Source organism: Gordonia sp. (in: high G+C Gram-positive bacteria), from assembly GCF_049647785.1.
Classification (GTDB): domain Bacteria; phylum Actinomycetota; class Actinomycetes; order Mycobacteriales; family Mycobacteriaceae; genus Gordonia.
Window position 1 is genome coordinate 50,638 of the sequence record NZ_JBARYI010000090.1, and the last position, 23,416, is coordinate 74,053.

Sequence of the window (23,416 nt, forward strand, 5' to 3'; positions counted from 1 at the left end):
GTAGGCCCGCGGGGGCGCCAAAGCCGGTTTTATCCCGCCTGTGAGATCGGCGGCATACATTACAAGGCAAGGGATGTCGCCGATCGAAGGGTGGGGCACGCTATGCGTTGGCTAATCGTTGTCGGGATCGCGGTGGTGAGCGGGCTGTCGTTGCTGTTGGTGTTTCTTGTTTCACCCTGGTGGTTGTTTCTAACCGTGCCGCTGGCGCTGCTTGCACTGACCGGCGTCTACGACCTCACCCAGCGTCGACACTCGATCCTGCGCAACTATCCGATCATTGGGCATATGCGGTTCCTGATGGAAGTGATGCGTCCGGAGATTCAGCAGTACTTCGTCGAACGCAACACCGACGGCACACCCTTCGACCGCGATACCCGCACCACGATTTATGAGCGGGCTAAGGACGTCAAAGACGTGGATCCGTTTGGTACCGAACGAGATCCGAGCGCTATCGGCTACGAGTACGTGCAGCATTCGATCGTCGCGCAGCCGGCTCCGGAGGGATCACCGCGAGCGCGGATCGGCGGACCGGCATGCACGCAGCCGTACGACATCGCAATGTACAACGTGTCGGCGATGAGCTTCGGCGCGCTGTCGGCAAATGCGATCCTGGCGCTCAATACCGGAGCCGCCAAGGGCGGCTTCGCCCACGACACCGGGGAGGGTGGCCTGAGCCCATATCACCTGCAGCCGGGTGGGGATCTCATCTGGGAAATCGGTACCGGCTACTTTGGTGCACGCACGCTCGACGGCCACTTCGACCCCGAGATGTTTCGCAAGAAGGCGGCGACACCTCAGGTGAAATGTATTTCCATCAAGCTCTCGCAGGGCGCGAAGCCCGGTTTGGGTGGGGTGATGCCCGGCGCCAAGGTGACGGCCGAGATTGCTGAGATGCGCGGTGTGGAAGCCGGCAAGAGCGTCGTTTCACCGCCTTCGCACAATGCTTTTCACACCCCCATTGGCCTGTGCCAGTTCATCGGCCAACTTCGCGAACTATCTGACGGCAAACCCATTGGGTTCAAGCTGTGTGTCGGTTCGCGCAGTGAACTGCTCGGGATCTGCAAGGCCATTCTGGAAACGGGCATCGCGCCCGACTTCATCATCGTCGACGGCGCCGAAGGCGGAACCGGGGCGGCACCGATCGAATTCGAGGACAACGTCGGAATGCCACTGACCCAGGGTCTGATGACCGTGCACAATGCGCTGGTCGGGACCGGTCTGCGCGACCAGATCCGGATTGGGGCATCCGGTAAAATCACGAACGGCATCGACATCATTAAACGAGTCATCCAGGGTGCCGACTTCACCCTCGCCGCGCGCGCCATGATGATGGCCGTCGGGTGCATCCAGGCGCAACGCTGCCACACCAATCACTGCCCGGTAGGTGTGACGACGCAGGACCCCAAGCGTCAGCGGGCACTGAACGTGCCCGACAAATCCGAGCGCGTCTACAACTTGCAGCGCCACGTCGTCGACAACGCCAAACAATTCGTGGCTTCGATGGGCCTGCGAACGTTCGACGACCTTCACCCGTCCATGCTGATGCGGACCGTCAGCGCGAATACTTCTCGGTCCTACGCCGAAATTTACGAGTGGCTCACGCCCGGTCAATTGCTGAGCAATCCTCCGGAGTCGTGGCGCGAGGACTGGGAGTTCTCCAGCGCCGAGGCCTTTGTGCTGACCAGCGCTCACGTCCCGGACCCGTCACGTCGGCCGCCGACGCACGGCATCACCACTCACCACCTGGCGGTATAGGGCGGCTACTGCCACGCGAAGACCGGTTGCTCCAGGTCGTAGACGCGGGTATCGCGGCCGGCGAGGACCACTTCGGCGAACTGGTAGATCACTGCGGCAGTCGGCGCGTGCACCACTGTGCCCGCGATCTGCAGCGCTACCAGGGTTCGGGGCGACTGCGGGATGGTGCTGAACAGTGGCGGCCGCCGGAGTTCGTCAAAGGTGACGAAGAACAGTTCGCCGATCTCGTCGGGGCTGGGCGCAATGGCCGGATCCTCGTCGACCCAACACACTACGGGCGTCATGAGGTAGCCGGACCGAGTCTCATAGTCGTCTAGCACCCCGATCACCGCATCTTGCGTGAGTTCGACGCCGATTTCCTCGTGCAGTTCGCGCAATGCCGCTTCGATCGCGGTTTCTCCCGCATCACATCGTCCCCCTGGAAGAGCGAACTGGTTGGCGTGATTACGCATCGTTTTGGGGCGACGGGCAACCCAAATCCCGTACATCTCCCCTCGCCGGACCACGGTGATGGCGACGGCTGACTTGCGTAGCTTCCCGTCGACGTCGTCGATGACGCGACGATCCCAGCTTTGTAATCGATTTGCCGCCATCTCGCGCGTAGTTTCCATACCTCTATCCCTACTGCATATCGACGCGGCCCGAGCGATGGGCGGCCCGTCGCTCACGGACTGCCAAGGTGATGGCGGTGAGGAGCCGATCGTCGGGGTCGTCGAGTCTGAGGCCAGACAGTTGTTGGGCCCGATCTATCCGATAGCGGAGGGTGTTGGCGTGAATGCCCATTGCCGCGGCGGCATCCCGCACTCGCCCCGCCACCGCGAGGTACGCCGACATAGTCGGTACCAGTTCGGTGGCGTGTTCGGCGTCGTAGCGGGCAATGAGTTCCACGCGCGGGTCAATGAGGTCGGCCCGTCCGGCCAACGTTTGAAGGATCTCGCCGAGCAGGACTGCCGTCCGGGATTCGGCCAGCGTCGTCACCCGTGTCTGCTCGACGTCGGGGGTCGTTGCCGACAAAACTCGGTCCACCTCGGCACGCCCGGCTGGTGCCTCGGCCAACCCCGCCAGCGGCATGACGATCGCTGCGCGAAGCACCGCACCGCCGAGCGCCGGGTCACCATCGAACCGCCGAACGAGACCGCCAACCCACCGGGTAATCGCGTCGGCACCAGCCGCAGGGAGCAGCAGGTAGGCTCGTCCATCCATGACCGAGGTCAGGGCGGACGGAGCAAAAGCACTGGCGTGCAACCGAAGCGAACCACCCACGGACGTCATGGCATCGGCATGGGCGGCTTCATCCCCACCGACCGGCACCACGCCGATAACGGCGATCGGCTCATCGACCGGCCAGGCCAGATAGGCCCCGGCAGATGTCGCGTCGACGCCACCGTGCGCGCCGAAAACCCGCTGCACCAGTTGCGACTCCGCGGTGGGTGCCTGTAGTTCGCGGGTCAGGATGCGGGCGGCAATAGCGGCCGCACCTCGCAGCACATCGACTGCGTCCGAAGCCAGCGGCCCGAGACCTTCCTGAACCCAAATCGACCCGAGGTGGCGCCCGGCGCGAGAGTGGATTCCCACCACCAGGCGACGCCGCATTCCCTGCTCGGGATGCTCGGGAACGTCGACCACCTCGTTGCCGCGCCGGATCGCATCGAAGACTCCCCACCGTCTGAGCAAGTCCAAGTAGGCTGGCGGGCCCGCGCGGCCCAAAATCGTCTCCACCCGCAGATCGTCAGCTTCGCCTTTCGACGGCGAGTACGCAAGCACTCGGGCACTCGTCGCATCTTCGATCGAGACCAAGCCGCCCGTACCGTGCGCAATGAGACCCACGAGGCCGATGAGGTCCACATCGACTCCGGCGGTGAGCGCGGTACCGAGTTCATCATCGTGGTGACGGTCCAGACTCGCCTGCACGGTGGTCAACACCCGATCCCACCGCGCGCGCGGATCGATCACCACAACCGCCACCCCCGACGCGGCGGCTGCCTCATCGAGTTGCGGTGGGTCGGACTTCACCAAGACCACTGCCGGTCGTCGCCCCGCGGCGGCAGGCTCCCCGAGACTCCGGAGCCACTGCAGCAGGTCGGCATCGGCGATCCCCACCAGCAGGAGCGCTTCGGTCACCGCCTCGGGCAGCGTCGCCAACTCCGTGGAATCGATTACCGCGACCGAATCAACCTGACCGGTGTCGGCGACGGTCGACATCGAAGCCACTCGAACGACCGCCGTGTCGAGTGCCCCAATCACCTCCGCGACCGATATCGGGGATCTATCCACCATGGTTTTCAAGTCTTCCACCACATCTGGACGATCGCACAACAAAAGGCGTTTTGATTCGTAGACATCAACGACGACCGCATCGACGCTCCTGTCGTCTACTGGCAACATGACCGCAGTACACGCCACTAATCCGTCCGCAGACCTCCCTGCAGGCTCGCCGGTCGACGCGACCGCAGAATTGCACGACCTTGCTGACCGTGCCGAAAGCCTTGTGACGCAATGGTTGCGGGCTGCGGCAACCTCGGACGTTGAGCCGCATCCGTCCGCCCAGCGCCTCGCCGCCGTCCTCTCCGACCCCAACGGACTGGACTTCACCGTCGGCTTCGTTGACCGCGTGATCGGCACCGAGGACATCGACGCCGCCGGGGAAGCCCTCGCCGAACTCGCCCGTAAGATGCCCTCAACGCTTGGCCGTCTTGACCGTCTCCAGATTGCCGCTGGCGGCGTGCTGGCCGACAAACTCCCGCGCGTTGTCATCCCGGCCGCACGCTCGCGCATGCGCGCCATGGTGGGGCACATGATTGTCGATGCCCGCGACCGCCCGTTCCGCAAGTCGGTCGCCAAACTCCGCGAAACCGGTCACCGTCTCAACATCAACCCGCTCGGCGAAGCCGTCCTTGGCGATGCCGAAGCCGATAACCATCTTGCTGACGCCCGCGCCCTGCTGCGGCGCGACGATGTCGACTACGTGTCGATCAAAGTCTCGTCGGTCGTCTCACAGATCTCGATGTGGGCGTTCGACGAAACTGTCGAAGAAGTTCTGAGCCGCCTGACACCCATGTTCCTCGAAGCCGCAGCCGCTCCACGCGGCACCAAATTCATCAACCTCGACATGGAGGAGTACCGGGACCTGGACCTCACCATCGAGGTGTTCACCCGCCTGCTGAGCCGTCCCGAACTGAAGAACTTCGAGGCGGGCATCGTCTTGCAGGCGTACCTACCCGACACTCTCGGTGCCATGCAGCGACTGTCGGAGTTCGCCTCGAAGCGGGTTGCCGATGGTGGGGCCAGCATCAAGGTGCGATTGGTCAAGGGTGCCAACTTGGCGATGGAGACCGTCCACGCCGAGGTCGCCGGCTGGCCGAAGGTGACGTGCCCGTCGAAGTCCGCGACCGACGCCAACTACAAGCTGGTCTTGCACTGGCTGCTGAACCGCGACCACATGCGGGGGCTCCGTGTCGGCGTCGCCGGACACAACCTGTTCGATATTGCCTTTGCGCACCTGCTGGCCGACGACCGCGGCGTTGCCGATCGAGTCGAGTTCGAGATGCTGCAGGGTATGGCCACCGAGCAGGCCGAGGTGCTCAGCGCTGACGTCGGCACGCTGCTGCTGTACGTTCCGACCGTCAAGCCGCAACAGTTTGACGTTGCGATCTCGTACCTCGTGCGCCGGTTGGAGGAGAATGCTGCCTCCGAGAACTTCATGTCGAGCATCTTCGACCTGACGCCCGGTAGCGCCGCTTTCGCCTTGGAGGCCGGTCGTTTCCGCACCTGCGTCGACCAACTTGCTGAGATCCTGATTCACGATGGTCATCGTGCCCCGCTGGGCAACGATCGCCAGGATCGCGGTGCAGAGCAGGCGGCATCGCTGTCGTCGGACACCGCCATTCCCGCTTTCGCCAACGAGCCCGACACCAACCCGGCCGTTCCCGCCAACCAGGCATGGGCACGCGAGGCGATCGCCACCGCTACTCCGGAATGGCTTGCGGCGCAGACGGTTCCCGCGAAAGTGGCAGAACACGAAGTCGATGCCCTGATCGCCCGTGCCCGCACTGCCGCAATCGAGTGGAGCGCCCGTCCGGCGGCCGAACGCGCCGCGATCCTGTACCGCGCCGCCGACATCATGGCTCACCGCCGAGGGCACTTGGTGTCCCTGGCCGCCGCCGAGGCAGGCAAAGCAGTCGCCCAGTCCGACCCGGAAATCTCCGAGGCCATCGACTTCGCCCGCTACTACGCTCACCGCGCGCTCGAACTCGACACCATTCCCGGTGCCAAGTTCGTTCCAGATCGCGTGGTGGTCGTCACTCCGCCGTGGAACTTCCCCATCGCGATCCCGGCGGGCGGCACCTTCGCTGCCCTCGCGGTTGGCGCATCCGTGATCCACAAGCCGTCGAACCCCACTCCCCACTGCTCAATGGCCATCCTCGAAGCCCTGTGGGAGGCTGGCGTCCCCCGCGACGCGTGTCAGGGAGTGTTCCCCGACGAAGGCCCGGCTGGGCGTCGGTTGATCAGCCACCCCGATGTTGACCGGGTAATCCTGACCGGTGCTTCCGAGACTGCCGCCCTGTTCTCGTCGTGGCGACCGGAGCTGCGGATCAACGCCGAGACCTCCGGCAAGAACGCCCTGATCATCACCCCATCGGCGGACCGCGACCTGGCGATCGCCGACCTAGTCCACAGCGCGTTCGGTCACGCCGGCCAGAAATGCTCGGCGGCCTCGCTCGGCATTCTCGTCGGCAGCACCTACACTTCCGAGCGCTTCCGCCGCCAGTTGGTCGACGCCGCCTCGTCGATGGTCGTCGACTGGCCTGCGAACTTGTCAGCAACCATCGGCCCGCTGACCGAAGACCCCAGCGACAAGCTGCTGCGCTCCTTGACCACCCTCGAACCCGGTGAGTCCTGGCTGTGCAAGCCACGTCAACTCGACGGCTCCGGCCGTCTCTGGTCGCCAGGCATCAAGGACGGCGTCGCACCCGGCTCGTTCTTCCACCTCACCGAATGCTTCGGGCCAGTTCTCGGATTAATGCGCGCGGAGTCCCTCGACGAAGCCATCGACCTGCAAAATGCCACCGATTTTGGTCTGACTGCAGGCCTGCATTCCCTCGAAGTCCGGGAAGTCCGCACCTGGCTCAACCGCGTGCAGGCTGGCAACGTTTACGTGAACCGCGGCATCACCGGCGCGATCGTGCGCAGGCAACCGTTCGGTGGCTGGAAGCGCTCGTCGGTGGGACTCGGCTCCAAGGCTGGCGGCCCCAACTACCTGATGCTCATGGGTACCTGGGCCAACGGCAGCCAACTCCCGGCGCTGGGAGCCCCGCCGTCGCCACGACTGGCGAAGTTCGCCAACACTGTCGAGGCGGGTCTGTCTTCCGGCGATACCGCATGGTTGCGCGCCGCAATCGCCGACGACGATCGTGCCTGGAACACCGAGTTCGGTACCCCGCGCGATGAAACCGGACTGACCAGCGAAGCGAACATCTTCCGCTACCGTCCAACTTGGGTGGCCTTGCGTGTCAGCGCCGACGCGGAACCGGCACAGCTCGCACGCCTGCTGGCCGCTGCCCACCGCAGCGGTGCCGATGTGTGGGTGTCTCCCGACCATGGTGTCGGTGCCAATATTCGTAAGGTGCTCAGTGCAGCCGTCGGACTGGGCCTCGCCGTCAGCGTCGAACTCGACACGCGTAGCTTCCTCGCACAGGTCGACGGACGCAAGATCACCCGAATCCGCGTGGCTGGCACTCCCACGGACGACCTGACGTCGCTGGTCGCGAGCCGACCGGAACTGGCTCTGCTCGACGACGCAGTTACCGCCTCGGGTCGCGTAGAACTGCGGTACTGGCTCGCCGAGCAAGCCGTGTCGATGACCATGCATCGCTTTGGAAATCCGGACCGCGACTTCGTCGAACTGGCCTCGGAAGTCACGTCTTCGTGAACTAACACAATGTGGGGGCGTATTTCTTATACGCCCCCACATACGTGTCTTTAGGATCAGCGGGAAGAATCATCCCCAAACCCAGAGACCTGGGTCACAGTGAGATTGACCTTCCGAGGAGATGAATAGATGACCGTCGCGCCAGACGAAAAGACCATCCAGTTGGTCGCCGTTGCGCTTTACTTCGCCGGCATGCTCGGCATCGGCTGGTACGCGTATCGACGGACCCGTAACGACCTCGACGGCTACATGCTCGCCGGACGAGGTCTGAAGCCGTGGGTTGCCGCGTTGTCGGCTGGCGCTTCGGACATGTCGGGTTGGTTGCTCATGGGCTTGCCCGGTGCCATGTACGCCGCCGGTCTCTCGGAGTCCTGGATCATGATTGGCCTCCTGATCGGCGCGTGGACCAACTGGAAGACGGTGGCACCGCGCCTGCGCGCCTACACCGAGGTCGCGGGCGACTCGATCACGATCCCGAGCTTCTTTGAAACTCGACTCCGCGACAACTCGCACATCCTCCGCATTGCGTGCGGCGCCATCATCCTGGTTTTCTTCACGTTCTATGTGTCGAGCGGCATGGTCGCCTCCGGCAAGTTCTTCGACAGTTCGTTCGGCGTCAACTACACCGTCGGCCTGCTCATCGTCGCGGGCATCACGATGCTGTACACGCTCTTCGGCGGCTTTCTCGGTGCTTCGCTGACCGACGTTGCGCAGGGCCTACTGGTCGTCGTCGCACTACTGGCCGTGCCGATCATCGGCATCATCGAACTTGGCGGCGTCGGGGCCACCATCGACGGTGTCAATGCCGCCAAGGAGCACGGCCTCAGCTTCTTCGCGGGCACCACCGCCATCGGCATCATCTCATCGGCCGCGTGGGGCCTCGGATACTTCGGTCAGCGCCACATCATCGTGCGCTTCATGGCCCTGCGCGTGCCATCGGAAGCCAAGGTTGCCCGCCGCATCGGCATTGGCTGGATGTTCCTGTGCGCCCTGGGCGCCGTCGGTACGGCACTGGTCGGCATCGCCTACTTCGCCAAGTTCGCGGAGCAGGCTCCCGACGACAAGGAGACGATCTTCCTTGTCCTCTCGCAGGTCCTGTTCCACCCGTTCGTCGCCGGGCTCGTGCTGGCCGCGGTCCTCGCCGCCATCATGTCGACTATCTCGTCGCAACTCATCGTGTGCTCCTCGGCCCTCGTCGAGGACCTCTACAAGCTGATCGCCGAGAAGACCGGGAACGGACGCGTTCTCGCTGACAAGACTTACGTGCTGTTGGGACGCTGCGGTGTTCTCATGATCGCGATCATTGCCGCGTTGCTCGCACTGTCACCGTCCAACAGCATCTTGGAACTTGTCGCCTTTGCGTGGGCGGGCTTCGGTGCGGCCTTCGGCCCGGCGATCATCCTGTGCCTGTACTGGCGTCGCGTGAGCACCGCGAGCGTGCTGGCCGGAGTCATTGTCGGTGCGGCAGTCGCCTACGTCTGGGGACAGTCGTGGCTCAGCGACGACCTCTACGAGATCGTTCCCGGCTTCATCGCCAGCGCGGTGGTGATCGTGCTCGTCAGCCTTGTGACGTACAAACCGAACGCCGATATCGACGCCGAATTCACTCGTGCGGTGGAGCTGAGCCGGTCGAAGGCCCCATACTCCGAACCCAAGCCCGAACAGTTGGCCGAGGTCTAATCGGCCCTTCGCCAGCGCAGTACTTCCAACGCTGCCGCGACCGCTGTGGCATTCGCCTCCAGCGGTCGCGGCAGCAGTTCTTGGGCGCGTGCCAGGTGCCGAACCACGGTATTGCGGTGGGTGTACAAGCGTGCGGCCGCAGCACTGGCGTTGCATTCGGAGGCAAACCACGTACGCACCGACTCCACGATCGCGGTGTCCGCAGTCGTCAGCGCACCCAGCGTATGCGCGACAAATCCGTCGAGCTTAGCCAGATCGTCGGTCATCGCGGACATCAGGGCAAGATCGTCGTAGGCAACGAAGCTGAGCTCAGACCCAAGCCTGGTCACCATCTGACGAGCCTCAAGTGCCTGAAAGTGACTGCGGCGAAAGCCTTCCCGGTCGTGCCCCAAAGAGCCTGCTGCAACTCGCACCGTCGGGTTGGCTGCGAGTACCTCGGAGAGAATGAGCTTCTCTGTCGGTAGCCACACCCACAGTTCTGCCGCGCCCGCGAGGACGGTCAGGCGGCGGGTCACACCCGAAGCCTCCATGATCGCCTCGCAGATTTCCTCGAGATTGTCCGGAGCAACGCCTGCCTCGCCATAGATGACCAGTGCTTGTTGCGGCCCCTGCAATGAATACCGCAGCTGCGCCTCGGCGCGAGCCGGCGAGACAGGGGCACCCTCCAAGATCAGCGCGACCGCAGCACGCCGCTGAGCGTGCGTATCCCCCGCCAGCTCGGCACGCGCCACATTGATCTGATCAGCAAGTTCTTTGACCGTGTCGTCGATGAAGGTGGCGATCGACAGCGATGTGAGTTCCAGCAATTCACGGAGGGCAGCGGGATCGTCGGTCAGCTCAAAGCAAATCTGCATCCACAGGCGCCACGACGCATTCTGTGCGGTCCGAAACGAGTCAAGTGCACCGGCATCGAATCCGCGGCGGACCACGTCGCGGACAAAGGCAATTGCTTCGTCAGTTACGTTGACCGGGACGCGAGCACCAGGCCTAGCTACGTTACTTGCGGCCCAGTGGTGCAGGTTGCCTTCATTCATCCGTAATGCCATCGCAAGCAAGTCTGGGTCGCCGACGACATCTTCCATCCCGATTGGATGCATCACCGCCCGATTCACTTCCGCAATCGATTCGGGCGGTGCTGTCAGCACAAAGCTCGCCCCGGCCTTGATGAGCTCAGCCACAGCCTCGGTCGGACGAGGGAAGTCTCCACCTTCAGATTCCATGTAGTCGATTCTGCATCATTTTTACCCCCGATATGGTGCATCATGATCTTGCATGCGGTGGCGTTACCAACGATCATTGATAACGAAGCTGGATGACACCAACTCGGACGAACGGATCTCGACATGACCGCAAACCCCACCCCCGACCAAATCCTGGGCGGGAGTCCCCTCGACGTCGCCATCCTCGGCGCGGGCATCTCCGGCATCGGTGCCGCCCACTACCTGACCGTCGAGCACCCCGGTAAGCGTTATGCGATTCTGGAATCCCGCGACAGCATCGGCGGAACCTGGGACCTGTTCCGCTACCCGGGTATCCGCTCGGATTCCGATCTCCACACTTTCGGTTACGAATTCAAGCCGTGGACGGACCCGCAGGCCATCGCCGACGCACCGCGCATCGTCGACTACCTCCGCGAAGCCGTCGCCGACGACAACATCGAGTCGCGAATCGCCTTCAACCGTCGCGCGGTCTCCGCAGACTGGTCGGACAGCGAACAGTTGTGGACGCTGACCGTGCGACACAACGACACCGGCGAGACGTCGGTGGTCAAGGCGCGCTGGATCTTCGCCGGTACCGGCTACTACAACTACGAAGAGGGGTTCACCCCAGAGTTCGCCGGTCGGGACGATTTCAAGGGTCAGATCGTGCACCCGCAGCATTGGCCCGAAAGCCTCGACTACGCGGATAAGAAGGTCGTGGTTATCGGCTCCGGTGCCACCGCGGTAACGCTGGTGCCGTCGATGGCTGGCGAAGCCGGGCACGTCACGATGCTGCAGCGCACCCCCACCTATGTGATCCCCTTGCCTCGCGAGGATGCGATCGCCAATGCGATGAAGAAGACTCTCGGCGCCAAGCGCGGATTTGCCCTGAGCCGCAAAAAGAACATCATGCAGCAGAGGGTTGTTTTCCAACTGTGCCAACGCTTTCCAAAGACGGCACGCAAGGTAATCCGCGCGACCAACGCCTCACTCTTACCGCGCGACTACGACCTAGACACCCACTTCAACCCGCCCTACAACCCGTGGGACCAGCGACTTTGCGTGGTTCCCGACGGCGACCTTTTCAAAGCAATCACGAAGGGCACCGCCTCGATCGAGACCGGGCGGATCAAGCGATTCGTTGGGAACGGGATCGAACTCGAGGACGGACGAGTCCTGGAGGCCGACATCATCGTCACCGCCACCGGGCTCAACCTGCAGATGTTCGGCGGTATGGCGCTGAGCCGCAACGGTGACCCGATCGACCTCTCCAACACGATCGCCTACCGCGGCGCAATGCTGTCGGGAGTCCCGAACTGGACCTTGGCCATCGGCTACACCAACTCGTCGTGGACCTTGAAGATCGGCATGCTGTGTGAGTACATGTGCCGGGTTCTCACGCACATGGACGAGGGTGGTTACACCTCGGTCGAGCCAATCCCCGACCCCGGGATGCCGACGCGCCCGCTCCTCGACTTCGGCGCCGGCTACGTCCAGCGCGCGCTCGACGGCCTACCCAAGCAAGGCACCGTCTCACCGTGGACCATGACGATGGCCGTCTCGTCCGACGTGAAGCAACTCCGCAAGGGCCCAGTCGACGACCGCTTCCTCGCATACACGAAGGCCCCCGTCCCCGTCGACGCCTAGCGGCCAACCTCCGCTTTTCTGTCACGATTCGACCAGACCGTCACCAATCACCCCGATCGGTGACGGTCTGGTCGGTTCCCAGCCCGTGGATGTGACAGAAAAGCGCTGAAAGACGAGCGAAAAAGAGCCCCGGACCGGGAGGTCCGAGGCTCTTTTGTCGTGCTAGGCAGGTGACTCTTCAGTCACCTACCGCAGATCTCTAGCCAAGGCTGCCGAAGGCACCGCCGAGGATTCCGCCGAGGCTGCCGCCGGTGTTGTCACCACCGTCACCCGGGTTTTCGCCGTCACCCGGGTTTTCGCCGTCGCCGGGGTTGTCGCCAGTCTCGACGGACAGGCGACCGGCAGTCTGCGTGGCACCAGCATTCATGCCGTTGTACGGGGTCACGGTGACCGTCTTACCGTCCATCGCCGAAGTGGTGGTGAACTCGCATGAGAACGTGCCACCTGCCGTGACTGTAACCGGCGAGCAGGGCTGATCGACGCCGCCGACCTTGATGGCGACCTTTGTGGTGCGTGCGCCAGCTTTACCGGTCACGGTCACCTTGGTGCCGGGTGCAACGGTTGCACTGGTCGACAGATCAAGATCGGTCGCGTTCGCCGGATCTTCGGCACCAGGTGCCGCAGCGACGGTGCCCGAGTCGATCTCTGAGGTGGAGGCGTTGAGGTAGGCGTCGCCCGAGTACACAGCCTTAATCGAGTAGGCGCCAGCGGCATTCGGAGTCCAAGTCGTCGACGCCGTGCCGTTGGAAACAGCGCCAGTACCGATCTTGGTGCCGTTGTTGAAGAAGTCAACGGAGCCGGTCGGAGTCTTGCCGGTAGCGCTGATGCGCGCGGTGACCGTGGAAGCGACGGTGGCCCGCGGCGACGGATTCACCGAGACTGAGGTCGACGAGTTAGTCTTGTTGATCTTGGCGACGGTGATCACCGGACCCCGCTTGGGGTTGTTGTAAATGCCGCTTCCGAGCGATCCGCCGTAATGCATGGTGGTGAGCATGCCGTCGCCGGTGGCACAGTCTCCTGTCACGGTGTACTGCACGCTGATAGAACGCTTCGTACCACCCAACGGGACGCGCCACGACGTAACGTTCGGCGCTTCCACGCGAACCTCGCCAGCCACCGAGGAATTCACGGATGCAATACTGCCGCCCTCCCACTTGGCCGAACCAGCGACATAGTTGAGGCAGGAATTCGTAAGGTCCTTGTAGTTGTAGATGTACTCATCTGAAGCCTTGCGCTGGAACCGTGTGGTTACGGTGATCGTGTCACCGACAGCCGGAGTCGAATCGCTGACCGATCGCTCGAAACTGGAATTGCCATCCGACCACGAGACGGAATCTGGCGCACCCATTGCCGGCGCTGCAACAACGCCGCTGAGTGGGATCGCAATGGCTGCCGCACCGACAACACCGGCCGCAGCGATGAGGTTCTTCTTGAGGTTCATGTGTTCGTCCTTAGTGAAGATTAGCCGAAAAGGCTGCTGAGGCTGCCGGTGTCGAGGCTGCCCGAGCCGCCGCCGTTTCCGCCGCCTCCGTTATCTCCCCCACCGTTATTGCCGCCGCCAGGATTTGAGCGCTTTACCACCGTGAGACTTGGACCTGCGTCTGGATGGGCACGGTTCTTCTCAAATTCATTAGTCGACTTCCACTCCACGCCACCGGTGTTCAAGTCTCCCGGGTCGCAGTTCACGATGTAGTCCTGACTCCATACGAGAGGAGGTGTCCAAGCAGTACCACCGGTAACCTTCACCCAGCCCGGACCAGAAGTAATCTCACTTTTGTAGTTCGGACCGCCCGGGACATTGCGATAGGTCTTTCCCGAGACAGTCCACACCGACGTCTCGGGCACTGCTTCCATACAGGTCGGATGTACGTCCTTAACGCTATACAGCATCCAAGCGAGTTTCCGATCAATACGATTGGTCACCGTGATCGTGTCACCGACATGCACGGTGGTGCCTTGGATTGCATCTCCAGATACCGACCGCTGAAACTTCATGGTGTCGTTCTCGCCTGATACCGGTCCGACGGTCTCGGCGCTAGCCGACCCCGCCGTCACTCCGGCGAAAGCTAGTGCTGCTGTTCCCGCTGCGATAACCGCAGCCGAGCGTCGAAATGTCGTCATGCGACACCCCTCCTTAGAGTCATTGGTTGAATTGGTCAGCCGAAAGCTGCCTTGCGCGGAAACGTCAGCTGACGCTGCCGGTAAAGAGGATCCCGTTAAGGCTTCCGGTGTCGGAACTTCCTCCGCCGAGGCTGCCGGCACCGCTGTCAGAGACGTAGATCGAGCCGGTCACGGTTACCGCCGGGTCACTCGAGATCACGGCCTTCAGCGGGTAGTTGCCAGACTTCTTCGGCACCCAGGTGCACGTGACCATGCGATTGGCCGTCAATTCAAGGTTTCCGCAGCCGTCGAGAGTCTTGCCGTTGGACGTCAGGGCAACGCGGTCGCCGGCTTTGCCGTCGGGATTCTTGACGGTGATCATCACTTCGTTGGCGACGGATGCATCTTGCGGAGCCGCCACGATTCCGGGAATGCCTGGGGTCAGCGTGAGGTTGGGGCCAACGTTCGGATGGTTACCTTTGTCGCCAACCCACGTGGTGTCGTACTCGACGCCGCCGGTGTTCAGGGTGCCCACCGAGCAGTTCAAGAAGTAGTCCTGCGACCATTTAATGCTTTCCCACGAGTTCACTGCCGCGGGCTTGATCTGGGCCCAGCCCGGACCATCACTAAACTCACCGGACTTCTGGATGCCTGGGTGATTCGGATTGTTCGTGTACGTCTTCCCACTTACCGTCCACACCGCAGTGTTGGGAACCGCCTGCATGCACGTCGGATGTGTGTCCTTGACGTAGTAGATCAGCCAGCCCAATTTACGGTTCAACGTGTTCGTGACGGTGATGACCTCGCCGTTAGGAATCGCACCACCAACGACCTTCGCTCCGCTGACCGTGCGACTGAAGTTGACCGCATCACTGCTGCCGGTCGCCGGACCGACGGTGTCGGCGCTTGCCGCACCGGCACCGGAAAGAGCCGTCGTCGCGCCAACTGCGACGATCGCCGCTCCTGCTGCGAATCGTCGCAGCGCATTGGTGGGGTTCACGCATCCTCCTCGTTGTTGCGACGTCGGCAATTCGCCAGTGAAAGTGATCTGCGTCGCGCTTGACCTTCCGCGTCAATCTATGGACACCGGCTACGCAATGCCATGTTCAGATTTGCTGGACGTCACGAAAACCTCGCTCGATACACAAATGCATGCAGCTTTGGTCTGTTCAGTCGACAATCACGTCGCACAAACCGACACGACATCACCTCACATAACTCCTACCTGCAGATATTGCCCCAATTAGCGCAAATCGCTCATCGCCTTACCGAACGTCGAGCAGAGCAAAAAGAAAGGGTGCCCACCGAAAAATCGGTGGGCACCCTTCACAGGAACGACAGGTGAGTCAGGCCAGCAAACCCTTGGCAACATGTGTCACCTGGATCTCGTTAGACCCGGCGTAGATCATCAGCGACTTGGCATCCCGCGCAAGTTGCTCGACGCGGTACTCGGCCATGTAGCCATTACCACCGAACAACTGCACGGCTTCCATCGCGACCTCCGTGGCTGCCCGCGAAGAGTACAGCTTCATGGCAGACGCCTGCGCGAGCGTCGGCGGCTTGCCAGCCTTCGATGCCTCCATCGCGACGAACAGCATGTTCTGCACGTTCAGGCGAGCGATTTCCATCTCAGCCAGCTTCAGCTGGATGAGCTGGAACTTGCCAATTTCCTGGCCCCACAGGGTGCGGGTCTTGGCGTAGTCGATCGACAGACGCTGGCATTCGTTGATGATGCCCAGCGACAGTGCCGCAATCCCGATGCGCTCGGCCGTGAAACCGGCCTTGGCGCTGTCCCCGCCACGTTTGTCCGAGCCGAGGTCTTCGGTCTCACCGAGCAGACGGTCCTTCGAGACGCGGACGTTGTCGAAGAAGAGCTCACCGGTCGGCGAACTCATCATGCCCATCTTCTTGAAGGCCTTGCCCTGCGTGAGGCCTTCCATTCCCGAATCGAGAACGAAGGTCAGCACCTTGCGCTCGCGCATCGGGGTACCGTCGCCCTCGTCGAGCTTGGCGAAAACGACGATGGTGTCAGCGTTGGGACCGTTAGTAATGAAGGTCTTGTTGCCCTTGAGGATGTAATCGTCGCCGTCACGACGAACCGTGGTCTTCATGCCGCCCAAGGCATCGGAGCCGCTGTCGGGTTCAGTGATGGCCCATGCGCCAACCTTGTCCATGGTGACCAGTTCGGGTAGCCAGCGCTTCTTCTGCTCGAGGGTGCCGCGAGACTTGATTGTCGACACGGTCAGGCCCACCGAGACACCCATCGAGGCAATCAGGCCGAGGCTAACGCCAGCCATCTCCATGTTCATGATCAAGAACATGGAGTTGGCGAGGTTATTGGACCCGCCCGCCTTCTTTTCTTCACCGGCTTCTTCCGCGGCCAGTTCCTTCTGGAGGCTTTCGGCATTCATCGCATCGATGCCGAAGGTCGCCATCATTTTGCGGAGAATCCCGAACGGCGGAAGCTCGCCGGATTCGAGCCCTTCGAGGTTCGGGCGCACCTCCTTGTCGATGAATCCGCGAATCGCGTCGCGAATCATTAGATCCTCTTCAGACCACTCGAACATTAAGCCTCCCAAACTGGAACACGTTTCACTTAGCGTTGACGGTATCGCAGTCGTCGTGAAAGCACTGCAGTCGCCTAGTTCACAAAGCCGACCCGTCACGGCGCAGCGACGCCTTGGCCAGGCGTCCGTGCCATTCGCGATTCAGCCACATTTCGACCAGCTCCGGCCGCACGGACGCCTGCCCCGCCCATCGATGGAGTAGCGCGCTGTACCGGGCGTACTTGTGAACCGAGAACCCGGATACCGAGCCGTTGACCATCCAACCGTGCCAGGTGAGGCTCCCCGCGGCATCGGCGTCGAGCAGTTGCGGACGGTCGACGTCGCCGTCGTGAATAGCCCAGCAGTACAACGACATCAGCGCGTGCCCCACTCCCGGCGCGGTGGGCCATCCCGACCAATCGCGATAAGCCGCCGCGGCAAACAACGCTGGCGCACTCCGACAGGCCACTAGCGCCCGTTCGATCGCGACGAAGGGCCGGCCGGGATCGCTTGGGTCGTTGATATCTACGAATCGACGGACGCTCCTTCGGCGCGGGTGATCGGCCAACCACGCCGCACACATATAGAGGCGGTCGAGTTCGGGCTCATCGCCGAGAGGTAGCCCGGGAACGCCGGGTTCGAGATCTCCCCTTCGGATATACGCCATCCCCTCCCGCACCTGCTGGCCATCAGGGCCTCGCCCCGTAAGGCGTGCAGGGATTCGCGATGCTGCGAGCCTTTGGTTCCACCAATCAAGGTCGACTTCGACGACATCGTCAAGGACCGCAATCGCATAAGGTTGACTGGCACACCAACGCGCGGCGTCGACCGGGATAACCAGGTGAGCGTCCCTATACGAATCGTCCCGGTGGTTCATGCGCAGATAATGGCACCGGCCTCTGACAATTCTTGGCCCCACCGCGCCAGAATTCGACAGTGGTGTCCCATTTTTCCAGTTCAAAAGTTCGAAAGTTCGCGTGCCGGTAGACAGTTTGCCTATTGTGACTACAAGCACATCACCTCCCCGATGTGTGGACAGTCCCCTTTCTGAATGGAACGCCATGCACTAGAAATCCACTCGCCTCTCGGCAGTGATCACCGCGATCTTCGCGGCAATCGCCATGCTGTTCGCTGGCACCGGTACCGTTGTCGCGGCACCGCAGACCGGCGAAATGTTCGTCACCCTTGTCCGCCATGCCGAGTCAGCAGGCAACGCATCCGGACTGATCGACACATCCACCCCCGGCCCAGGCTTGACTGCCAAGGGTCAGGCCGAGGCTGCAGCCGTTGCCTCGCTGCTCGCCAACCGCAAGTTCGACGGCATCTACGCCTCCAAGATGATCCGCACCCAGCAGACTGCGCAGCCGCTCGCCGCGCTCCGCAATCTGCCCGTCATCGTTGAACCCGGCTTCCACGAGATCGAAGCTGGCGATTACGAAGGCCAGAAGGAAAGCGAAGCACAGCGCGGCTACTTCAGTTCACCGCTGCGCTGGATGCAGGGCGACCTCGATGCCCGCATTCCCGGCTCGATCAACGGCCACGAGTTCAAGGCTCGCTTCGACAAGTCCCTCCAGGACGTTAAGAACCGCGGCAGCAAGCGCCCCGTGATCTTCTCGCACGGCGGCACCATGATGGCTTGGGTCATCATGTCTGCCAAGGGCGTCGACATGAGCAAACTCGGCACCGACCCGATCCGCAACACCGGCATCATCGTCGTCAAGGGCACCCCGACCAAGGGTTGGACCGTCATTGAGTGGAACGGCAAGGGCGCCTCGTCCTAGCAACGCACGCTCGCTAGTTGTGCGACCGCATACCCCCGATACCGTCTCGCGTTGATCGACACGAGCCGAATGTCGGGGGTATGCGCTTGAATGGACCCGTGGCACAGGGTTCGTCGATTCTCAAGAGCATGCACCCGGCTACCCAACGCTGGTTCGCCGATGTGTTCGGGAAGCCAACTCGAGCACAGTCAGGCGCGTGGACGTCCATCGCCCGCGGCAGCAACACCCTCGTCGTCGCCCCCACTGGCTCCGGCAAGACCCTTGCTGCATTTCTCTGGGCTATCGACTCACTCCATCGTGAACGTCTCACGGACCCCGGTCCCGAAACCGCCCCGCTCACCAAAGGCGTTCGGATTCTGTACGTATCGCCACTGAAGGCACTAGCGGTCGACGTAGAACGCAACCTTTCGGCACCACTGGTGGGGATCGCGCATGCCGCCGCCAACCTCGGCCTTGACGCGCCATCGATTACTGTCGGCGTCCGGTCCGGCGACACCTCTCCGGCCCAGCGTCGTCGCCTGCAGACGCACCCTCCCGATATCCTCATCACCACTCCCGAGTCGCTATATCTGATGCTGACCTCGGCAGTCCGTGAGACCCTCACCACCGTCACCACGGTCATCGTCGACGAAGTGCACGCCGTCGCGGCAACCAAACGCGGTACACACTTGGCGCTGTCTCTTGAGCGCCTCGACGAATTACTCGACGCGCCCGCCCAACGCATTGGCCTCTCGGCAACGGTCCGTCCGGAGGAGTTAGTCGCTGAGTTCCTATCGGGCAGCGCGGGCTGCACCGTTGTGAAGCCCCCCGCGACCAAAACGTTCAACCTGAGCGTTGACGTTCCAGTCCCCGACATGGTCAACATCCCGCCCCCGGATACCGGTGTCGATGGGCTGGACGACGCCTTCTCCCCCACCGCTGGTTCCCTGTGGCCGCATGTGGAAACGGCAATCGTTGACCAAATCGAAGCCAACCGCGCCACCATCGTGTTCGCCAATTCCCGTCGCCTCGCAGAACGGTTAACGGCGCGCCTCAACGAAATTGCCGCCGAACGCGCAGGCGTCACGGCCGACGCCGCCCCCAACCCGCAGGTTCCCGGCGGCATGCCCTCGTACGTCGGTGGCAGTGGCAATACCGGCGGAGCGCCGCCCGTCTTGGCGCGGGCACATCATGGTTCCGTCAGCAAGGATCAACGTGCCGACATTGAGGACGCTCTCAAGTCCGGCCGCCTACGCTGCGTGGTGGCGACCAGCTCACTGGAACTCGGCATCGACATGGGCGCGGTTGACCTCGTGATCCAGGTTGAGGCGCCGCCGTCTGTGGCGGCCGGATTGCAGCGCGTCGGTCGTGCCGGCCACCAAGTCGGCGAAGTCAGCCAAGGAATCCTGTTCCCAAAACACCGCACCGATCTCCTGCACTGCACGGTGACCGCTCAGCGCATGCTGGCCGGCAAGATTGAGGCGCTGTCGATCCCCACCAATCCGCTCGACATCCTTGCCCAACAAACCATCGCCGCCACGGCCGTCGCCGACCTGAACGTCGACGACTGGTATGCGACAGTCCGGCGTGCCATGCCGTACCGGACGCTCACCCGCGACGTGTACGACGCCGTCCTCGACCTCATTTCCGGGCGCTACCCATCCGACGAGTTCGCCGAACTACGACCACGCGTCGACTACGACCGCGCTGCCAAGACCCTAATTGCACGTCGTGGCACCCTGCGGTTGGCAGTCACGTCCGGCGGCACGATTCCCGACCGCGGCCTGTTCGGCGTCTTTCTCGTCGGTTCGGGTTCGGGCGACGGCACCACCGAAGCAAAGGGACAGCCGCGCCGGGTTGGCGAACTCGACGAAGAGATGGTCTACGAGTCGCGCGTCGGGGATATCTTTGCCCTCGGCGCATCGAGTTGGCGCATCGAGGAGATCACCCATGATCGAGTCCTCGTGTCCCCTGCCTTTGGCGTTCCCGGTCGCCTGCCGTTCTGGATCGGCGACAGTGTGGGACGGCCCGCCGAATTGGGTGCGGCGATCGGCAAGTTTGTCGGCGCAGCGGGCGATCGAGACAAACTCGATGCGCTAGCTACCGATCTTGGTCTTAGTGAGAACGCTCGAACTAACTTGGCTGCGCTGATCGCCGATCAGCAGGCAGCCACCGGCGTCCTACCCACGGACCGAACTCTCGTGTTGGAACGCTTCCGCGACGAACTCGGCGACTGGCGGCTTGTCTTGCATTCCCCCTACGGTCTGCGGGTTCATGCACCGTGGGGTAGCGCGATTGCCGCCGCACTGTCGGCTCGCCTCGGCTTGGACGGTGCGACCACCGCCACCGACGATGGCATCATCGTCCGCCTCCCCGATACCGACGACGTCCCGCCCGGCGCGGAGATTTTCGTCGTCGACCCGGCCGACATTGAAGCCGAAGTGACTGCGGCCCTGGCTAATTCGTCACTGTTCGCGTCACGCTTCCGGGAATGTGCCGGGCGTGCACTGCTACTACCGCGGCGCGACCCCGGTCGACGGGCACCGCTCTGGCAACAGCGGCAACGCAGCGCCCAGCTACTCGCGGTCGCCTCCCGATTCCCAGACTTCCCGATCATCCTCGAGACGGTTCGCGAATGCCTGGCGGACGTGTACGACCTTCCCTCCCTGACTGACGTCCTCACGCGGATCGGCCAGCGCAAGATCCGGATCACCGAGGTAGAGACGGCAGCGCCGTCGCCGTTCGCCGCGTCGATGCTCCTCGGCTATGCGGGTTCGTTCATCTACGACGACGACGCGCCTCTCGCCGAACGTCGTGCCACTGCACTGTCGCTCGACACCGCACTCCTTGCTCAACTTTTGGGTCGTGTGGACCTGCGCGAACTACTCGATCCCGTCGTGATCGCCGATGTCGTCGCACGATTGCAGCGCACCGATCCGTCACGACAGGCACGCGACGGCCAAGACGTCGTCGACCTGTTGCGCTGGTTGGGTCCGTGCACCGCTGACGAGATCAACGACCGCTATCGGGGGGATCAACCAGTCCTCGACCTGCTCGCCTCACTCACTGCTGTCGGCCAGGTAATCGAGGTCAGCGTGCGCGGGCAGCCGTCGTTCGCCGCCGTCGACGACGCCGCCCGCCTCCGCGACGGTCTCGGTCTCCCAGTCCCGCTCGGCGTGCCCTCTGCCTACTTGACCTCGGCGGGCGATCCAGTATCCGACCTGGTTCACCGCTTCGCGCGCACGCACGGTCCGTTCACCGCAGTCGATGTCGCGCAGCGACTGGGGATGGCACCGGCGGTGGTTGTCCGTGCCCTGGACGAGTTGGCCGGACGGCGCACCGTCATCGAGGGCGAGTTTGTCCGTACTGACACCGCCGAACACGAACCGCAGTGGTGCCATGCCGATGTGCTCTCGCAGTTGCGACGCGGGTCGCTGGCGGCGGGGCGCGCGGAGGTCGAACCGGTGTCGGCGGATACCTATGCGCGTTTTCTTCTCGGCTGGCAGCAAGTCACCGGGCCGCACCGACTCAAGGGCGTCGGCGGAGTTGCCAGTGTTGTCGAACAGCTTGCCGGGCAACCTATTCCGGCATCGGCGTGGGAGTCACTGGTACTGCCGGCGCGGGTCGAGACCTACCAGCCGTCGATGCTCGACGAACTGCTCTCATCTGGCGAAGTCCTATGGTCGGGACATGGCGCCATCGGCGGTGCTGACGGCTGGGTGGCCCTTCATGTTGCCGACGCCGCGCCGCTCACCCTCACCGCGCCAGACGACTTCGAATTCACGCCGGCACACACCGAAATTCTGGCGGCGCTCGGCGACAGCGGTGCGCTTCGCTACCGAGAACTGCTCGACGCGGTCGCCGCCAACCATCCCGTCACCGAATCAGATCTCCCCGACCTCCTGTGGGACCTGGTTTGGGCCGGGCTAATCACCAACGATTCCTTCTCCGTGGTGAGAGCGGCCATGAATCCGCCGCGCACCACCAAGACGACAGCGACCTCTGCACACCGGTCGCGAGGCCGCGCCCCACGACTACGCGCGGCACGACTTTCGTCGCACTATCTTTCCGGTGCGGGCAGTCCCACGGCGACGCCAGCCAACGTTGCTGGCCGATGGTCACGGATTCAGCGCGCCGAAATCGATGCCACGACGGGAGCGGCCGCGACCTGTGAGATCCTCTTGGATCGCTATGGCGTCGTGACCAAGGGATCGGTAACGACCGAGGGCACCGAGGGCGGATTCGCACGCATTTACAAGGCGCTGTCTGTCTTTGAGGACGGCGGCCAGGTGCGACGAGGCTATTACATCGACGGTCTCGGTGGTGCGCAGTTTGCCGCCGGGCATACCGTCGACGTGCTTCGCGAGTACGCTCTGCCGTCGCGGGACCAGCGGAGCGACGCTGTGTTGTTGGCCGCTACCGACCCCGCCAATCCGTACGGTGCCGCCTTGCCCTGGCCCGATCGCACCTCCGAGTCTGGGCATCGCCCGGGCCGAAAGCCGGGTGCCGTGGTGATCCTGGTCGGCGGTTTCGCGAGCGTCTTTGTGGAACGGGGCGGCAAAACGGTCCTGACTTTTACCGACGATCCGGAAACGCTCGCGTCTGCGGCAGTTCGATTGCACCAAGCAGTCGTAAGCGGGGCGATCGGCCGCATCCACATCGATCACGTCGACTCGGACCCGGTGCGTCGAACCGCTTTTGGTGAGCACCTCGTGGCCGCCGGATTTGCCACCACACCCCGCGGCCTGCGCTTGAACTACCTGCCCCGCTAACCTCGCCCGCACAATCACAGGAGAACCC

General features: G+C 63.1%; 14 protein-coding genes. 6 read left to right on the top strand and 8 right to left on the bottom strand.

The window, feature by feature from the left end:
• Positions 1 to 102 precede the first annotated feature (102 nt).
• Positions 103 to 1,755 carry an FMN-binding glutamate synthase family protein gene (locus tag WBA38_RS15625; protein WP_424323072.1) on the top strand — a complete coding sequence of 551 codons (1,653 nt, stop codon included), beginning with the start codon at positions 103 to 105 and terminating at the stop codon, positions 1,753 to 1,755.
• 5 nt (positions 1,756 to 1,760) lie between these two features.
• Here the strand turns inward: WBA38_RS15625 and WBA38_RS15630 are convergent, their stop codons facing one another.
• Both WBA38_RS15630 and WBA38_RS15635 read right to left on the bottom strand, forming a co-directional pair.
• On the bottom strand, positions 1,761 to 2,366 hold the full coding sequence (locus WBA38_RS15630) for an NUDIX hydrolase (protein WP_424295547.1): 606 nt from the start codon (positions 2,364 to 2,366) through the stop codon (positions 1,761 to 1,763).
• A 10-nt stretch (positions 2,367 to 2,376) separates the two neighbouring features.
• Complete coding sequence (locus WBA38_RS15635) at positions 2,377 to 4,032, bottom strand: PucR family transcriptional regulator (RefSeq protein ID WP_424323073.1); 1,656 nt, start codon at positions 4,030 to 4,032, stop codon at positions 2,377 to 2,379.
• Between the two features lie 106 nt (positions 4,033 to 4,138).
• Between WBA38_RS15635 and WBA38_RS15640 the strand changes: the two genes are divergently transcribed.
• Both WBA38_RS15640 and putP read left to right on the top strand, forming a co-directional pair.
• Positions 4,139 to 7,684: a bifunctional proline dehydrogenase/L-glutamate gamma-semialdehyde dehydrogenase gene (locus WBA38_RS15640; protein WP_424323074.1), complete on the top strand. Its 3,546-nt coding sequence runs from the start codon at positions 4,139 to 4,141 to the stop codon at positions 7,682 to 7,684.
• A gap of 129 nt (positions 7,685 to 7,813) precedes the next feature.
• Positions 7,814 to 9,364, top strand: a complete 1,551-nt coding sequence (gene putP, locus WBA38_RS15645) for a sodium/proline symporter PutP (RefSeq protein WP_424323075.1) — start codon at positions 7,814 to 7,816, stop codon at positions 9,362 to 9,364.
• On the opposite strand, the gene WBA38_RS15650 is transcribed toward putP, so the two are convergent.
• Positions 9,361 to 10,584 carry a PucR family transcriptional regulator gene (locus WBA38_RS15650; protein ID WP_424323076.1) on the bottom strand — a complete coding sequence of 408 codons (1,224 nt, stop codon included), beginning with the start codon at positions 10,582 to 10,584 and terminating at the stop codon, positions 9,361 to 9,363. The genes putP and WBA38_RS15650 overlap by 4 nt on opposite strands.
• A 123-nt stretch (positions 10,585 to 10,707) precedes the next feature.
• Here WBA38_RS15650 and WBA38_RS15655 point away from each other — a divergent pair, with 123 nt between their 5' ends.
• Positions 10,708 to 12,210, top strand: coding sequence for a flavin-containing monooxygenase (locus WBA38_RS15655; RefSeq protein ID WP_424323077.1), 1,503 nt, complete (start codon positions 10,708 to 10,710; stop codon positions 12,208 to 12,210).
• A 199-nt stretch (positions 12,211 to 12,409) separates the two neighbouring features.
• Here the strand turns inward: WBA38_RS15655 and WBA38_RS15660 are convergent, their stop codons facing one another.
• The 5 genes from WBA38_RS15660 to WBA38_RS15680 all read right to left on the bottom strand — a co-directional run bounded on the left by WBA38_RS15660 (position 12,410) and on the right by WBA38_RS15680 (position 17,919).
• Complete coding sequence (locus tag WBA38_RS15660) at positions 12,410 to 13,651, bottom strand: Ig-like domain-containing protein (protein WP_424323078.1); 1,242 nt, start codon at positions 13,649 to 13,651, stop codon at positions 12,410 to 12,412.
• 20 nt (positions 13,652 to 13,671) lie between these two features.
• Positions 13,672 to 14,331 (bottom strand): hypothetical protein, encoded by a 660-nt coding sequence (locus WBA38_RS15665; protein WP_424323079.1) that lies wholly within the window; start codon positions 14,329 to 14,331, stop codon positions 13,672 to 13,674.
• 64 nt (positions 14,332 to 14,395) lie between these two features.
• Positions 14,396 to 15,310 (bottom strand): hypothetical protein, encoded by a 915-nt coding sequence (locus tag WBA38_RS15670; protein ID WP_424323080.1) that lies wholly within the window; start codon positions 15,308 to 15,310, stop codon positions 14,396 to 14,398.
• A gap of 346 nt (positions 15,311 to 15,656) precedes the next feature.
• On the bottom strand, positions 15,657 to 16,877 hold the full coding sequence (locus tag WBA38_RS15675; protein WP_424293967.1) for an acyl-CoA dehydrogenase family protein: 1,221 nt from the start codon (positions 16,875 to 16,877) through the stop codon (positions 15,657 to 15,659).
• A 79-nt stretch (positions 16,878 to 16,956) separates the two neighbouring features.
• A complete protein-coding gene (locus WBA38_RS15680; RefSeq protein WP_424323081.1) occupies positions 16,957 to 17,919 on the bottom strand; it encodes a hypothetical protein in 963 nt (320 codons plus the stop codon).
• A gap of 28 nt (positions 17,920 to 17,947) precedes the next feature.
• Between WBA38_RS15680 and WBA38_RS15685 the strand changes: the two genes are divergently transcribed.
• Together WBA38_RS15685 and WBA38_RS15690 are read left to right on the top strand one after the other, a co-directional pair.
• Entirely contained in the window at positions 17,948 to 18,637 is a 690-nt protein-coding gene (locus WBA38_RS15685) for a histidine phosphatase family protein (protein WP_424293965.1), read from the top strand.
• A gap of 80 nt (positions 18,638 to 18,717) precedes the next feature.
• On the top strand, positions 18,718 to 23,388 hold the full coding sequence (locus WBA38_RS15690; protein ID WP_424323082.1) for an ATP-dependent helicase: 4,671 nt from the start codon (positions 18,718 to 18,720) through the stop codon (positions 23,386 to 23,388).
• Positions 23,389 to 23,416: the final 28 nt, after the last annotated feature.

What these genes read in the sequence shown, in the direction of transcription:
- WBA38_RS15625 (WP_424323072.1), top strand. Translation starts at nt 103, where the DNA reads ATGCGTTGGCTAATCGTTGTCGGGATCGCGGTGGTGAGCGGGCTGTCG.
- WBA38_RS15630 (WP_424295547.1), bottom strand. Translation starts at nt 2,366, where the DNA reads ATGGAAACTACGCGCGAGATGGCGGCAAATCGATTACAAAGCTGGGAT.
- WBA38_RS15635 (WP_424323073.1), bottom strand. Translation starts at nt 4,032, where the DNA reads ATGGTGGATAGATCCCCGATATCGGTCGCGGAGGTGATTGGGGCACTC.
- WBA38_RS15640 (WP_424323074.1), top strand. Translation starts at nt 4,139, where the DNA reads ATGACCGCAGTACACGCCACTAATCCGTCCGCAGACCTCCCTGCAGGC.
- putP (WP_424323075.1), top strand. Translation starts at nt 7,814, where the DNA reads ATGACCGTCGCGCCAGACGAAAAGACCATCCAGTTGGTCGCCGTTGCG.
- WBA38_RS15650 (WP_424323076.1), bottom strand. Translation starts at nt 10,584, where the DNA reads ATGGAATCTGAAGGTGGAGACTTCCCTCGTCCGACCGAGGCTGTGGCT.
- WBA38_RS15655 (WP_424323077.1), top strand. Translation starts at nt 10,708, where the DNA reads ATGACCGCAAACCCCACCCCCGACCAAATCCTGGGCGGGAGTCCCCTC.
- WBA38_RS15660 (WP_424323078.1), bottom strand. Translation starts at nt 13,651, where the DNA reads ATGAACCTCAAGAAGAACCTCATCGCTGCGGCCGGTGTTGTCGGTGCG.
- WBA38_RS15665 (WP_424323079.1), bottom strand. Translation starts at nt 14,331, where the DNA reads ATGACGACATTTCGACGCTCGGCTGCGGTTATCGCAGCGGGAACAGCA.
- WBA38_RS15675 (WP_424293967.1), bottom strand. Translation starts at nt 16,877, where the DNA reads ATGTTCGAGTGGTCTGAAGAGGATCTAATGATTCGCGACGCGATTCGC.
- WBA38_RS15680 (WP_424323081.1), bottom strand. Translation starts at nt 17,919, where the DNA reads ATGGCGTTCCATTCAGAAAGGGGACTGTCCACACATCGGGGAGGTGAT.
- WBA38_RS15690 (WP_424323082.1), top strand. Translation starts at nt 18,718, where the DNA reads ATGCGCTTGAATGGACCCGTGGCACAGGGTTCGTCGATTCTCAAGAGC.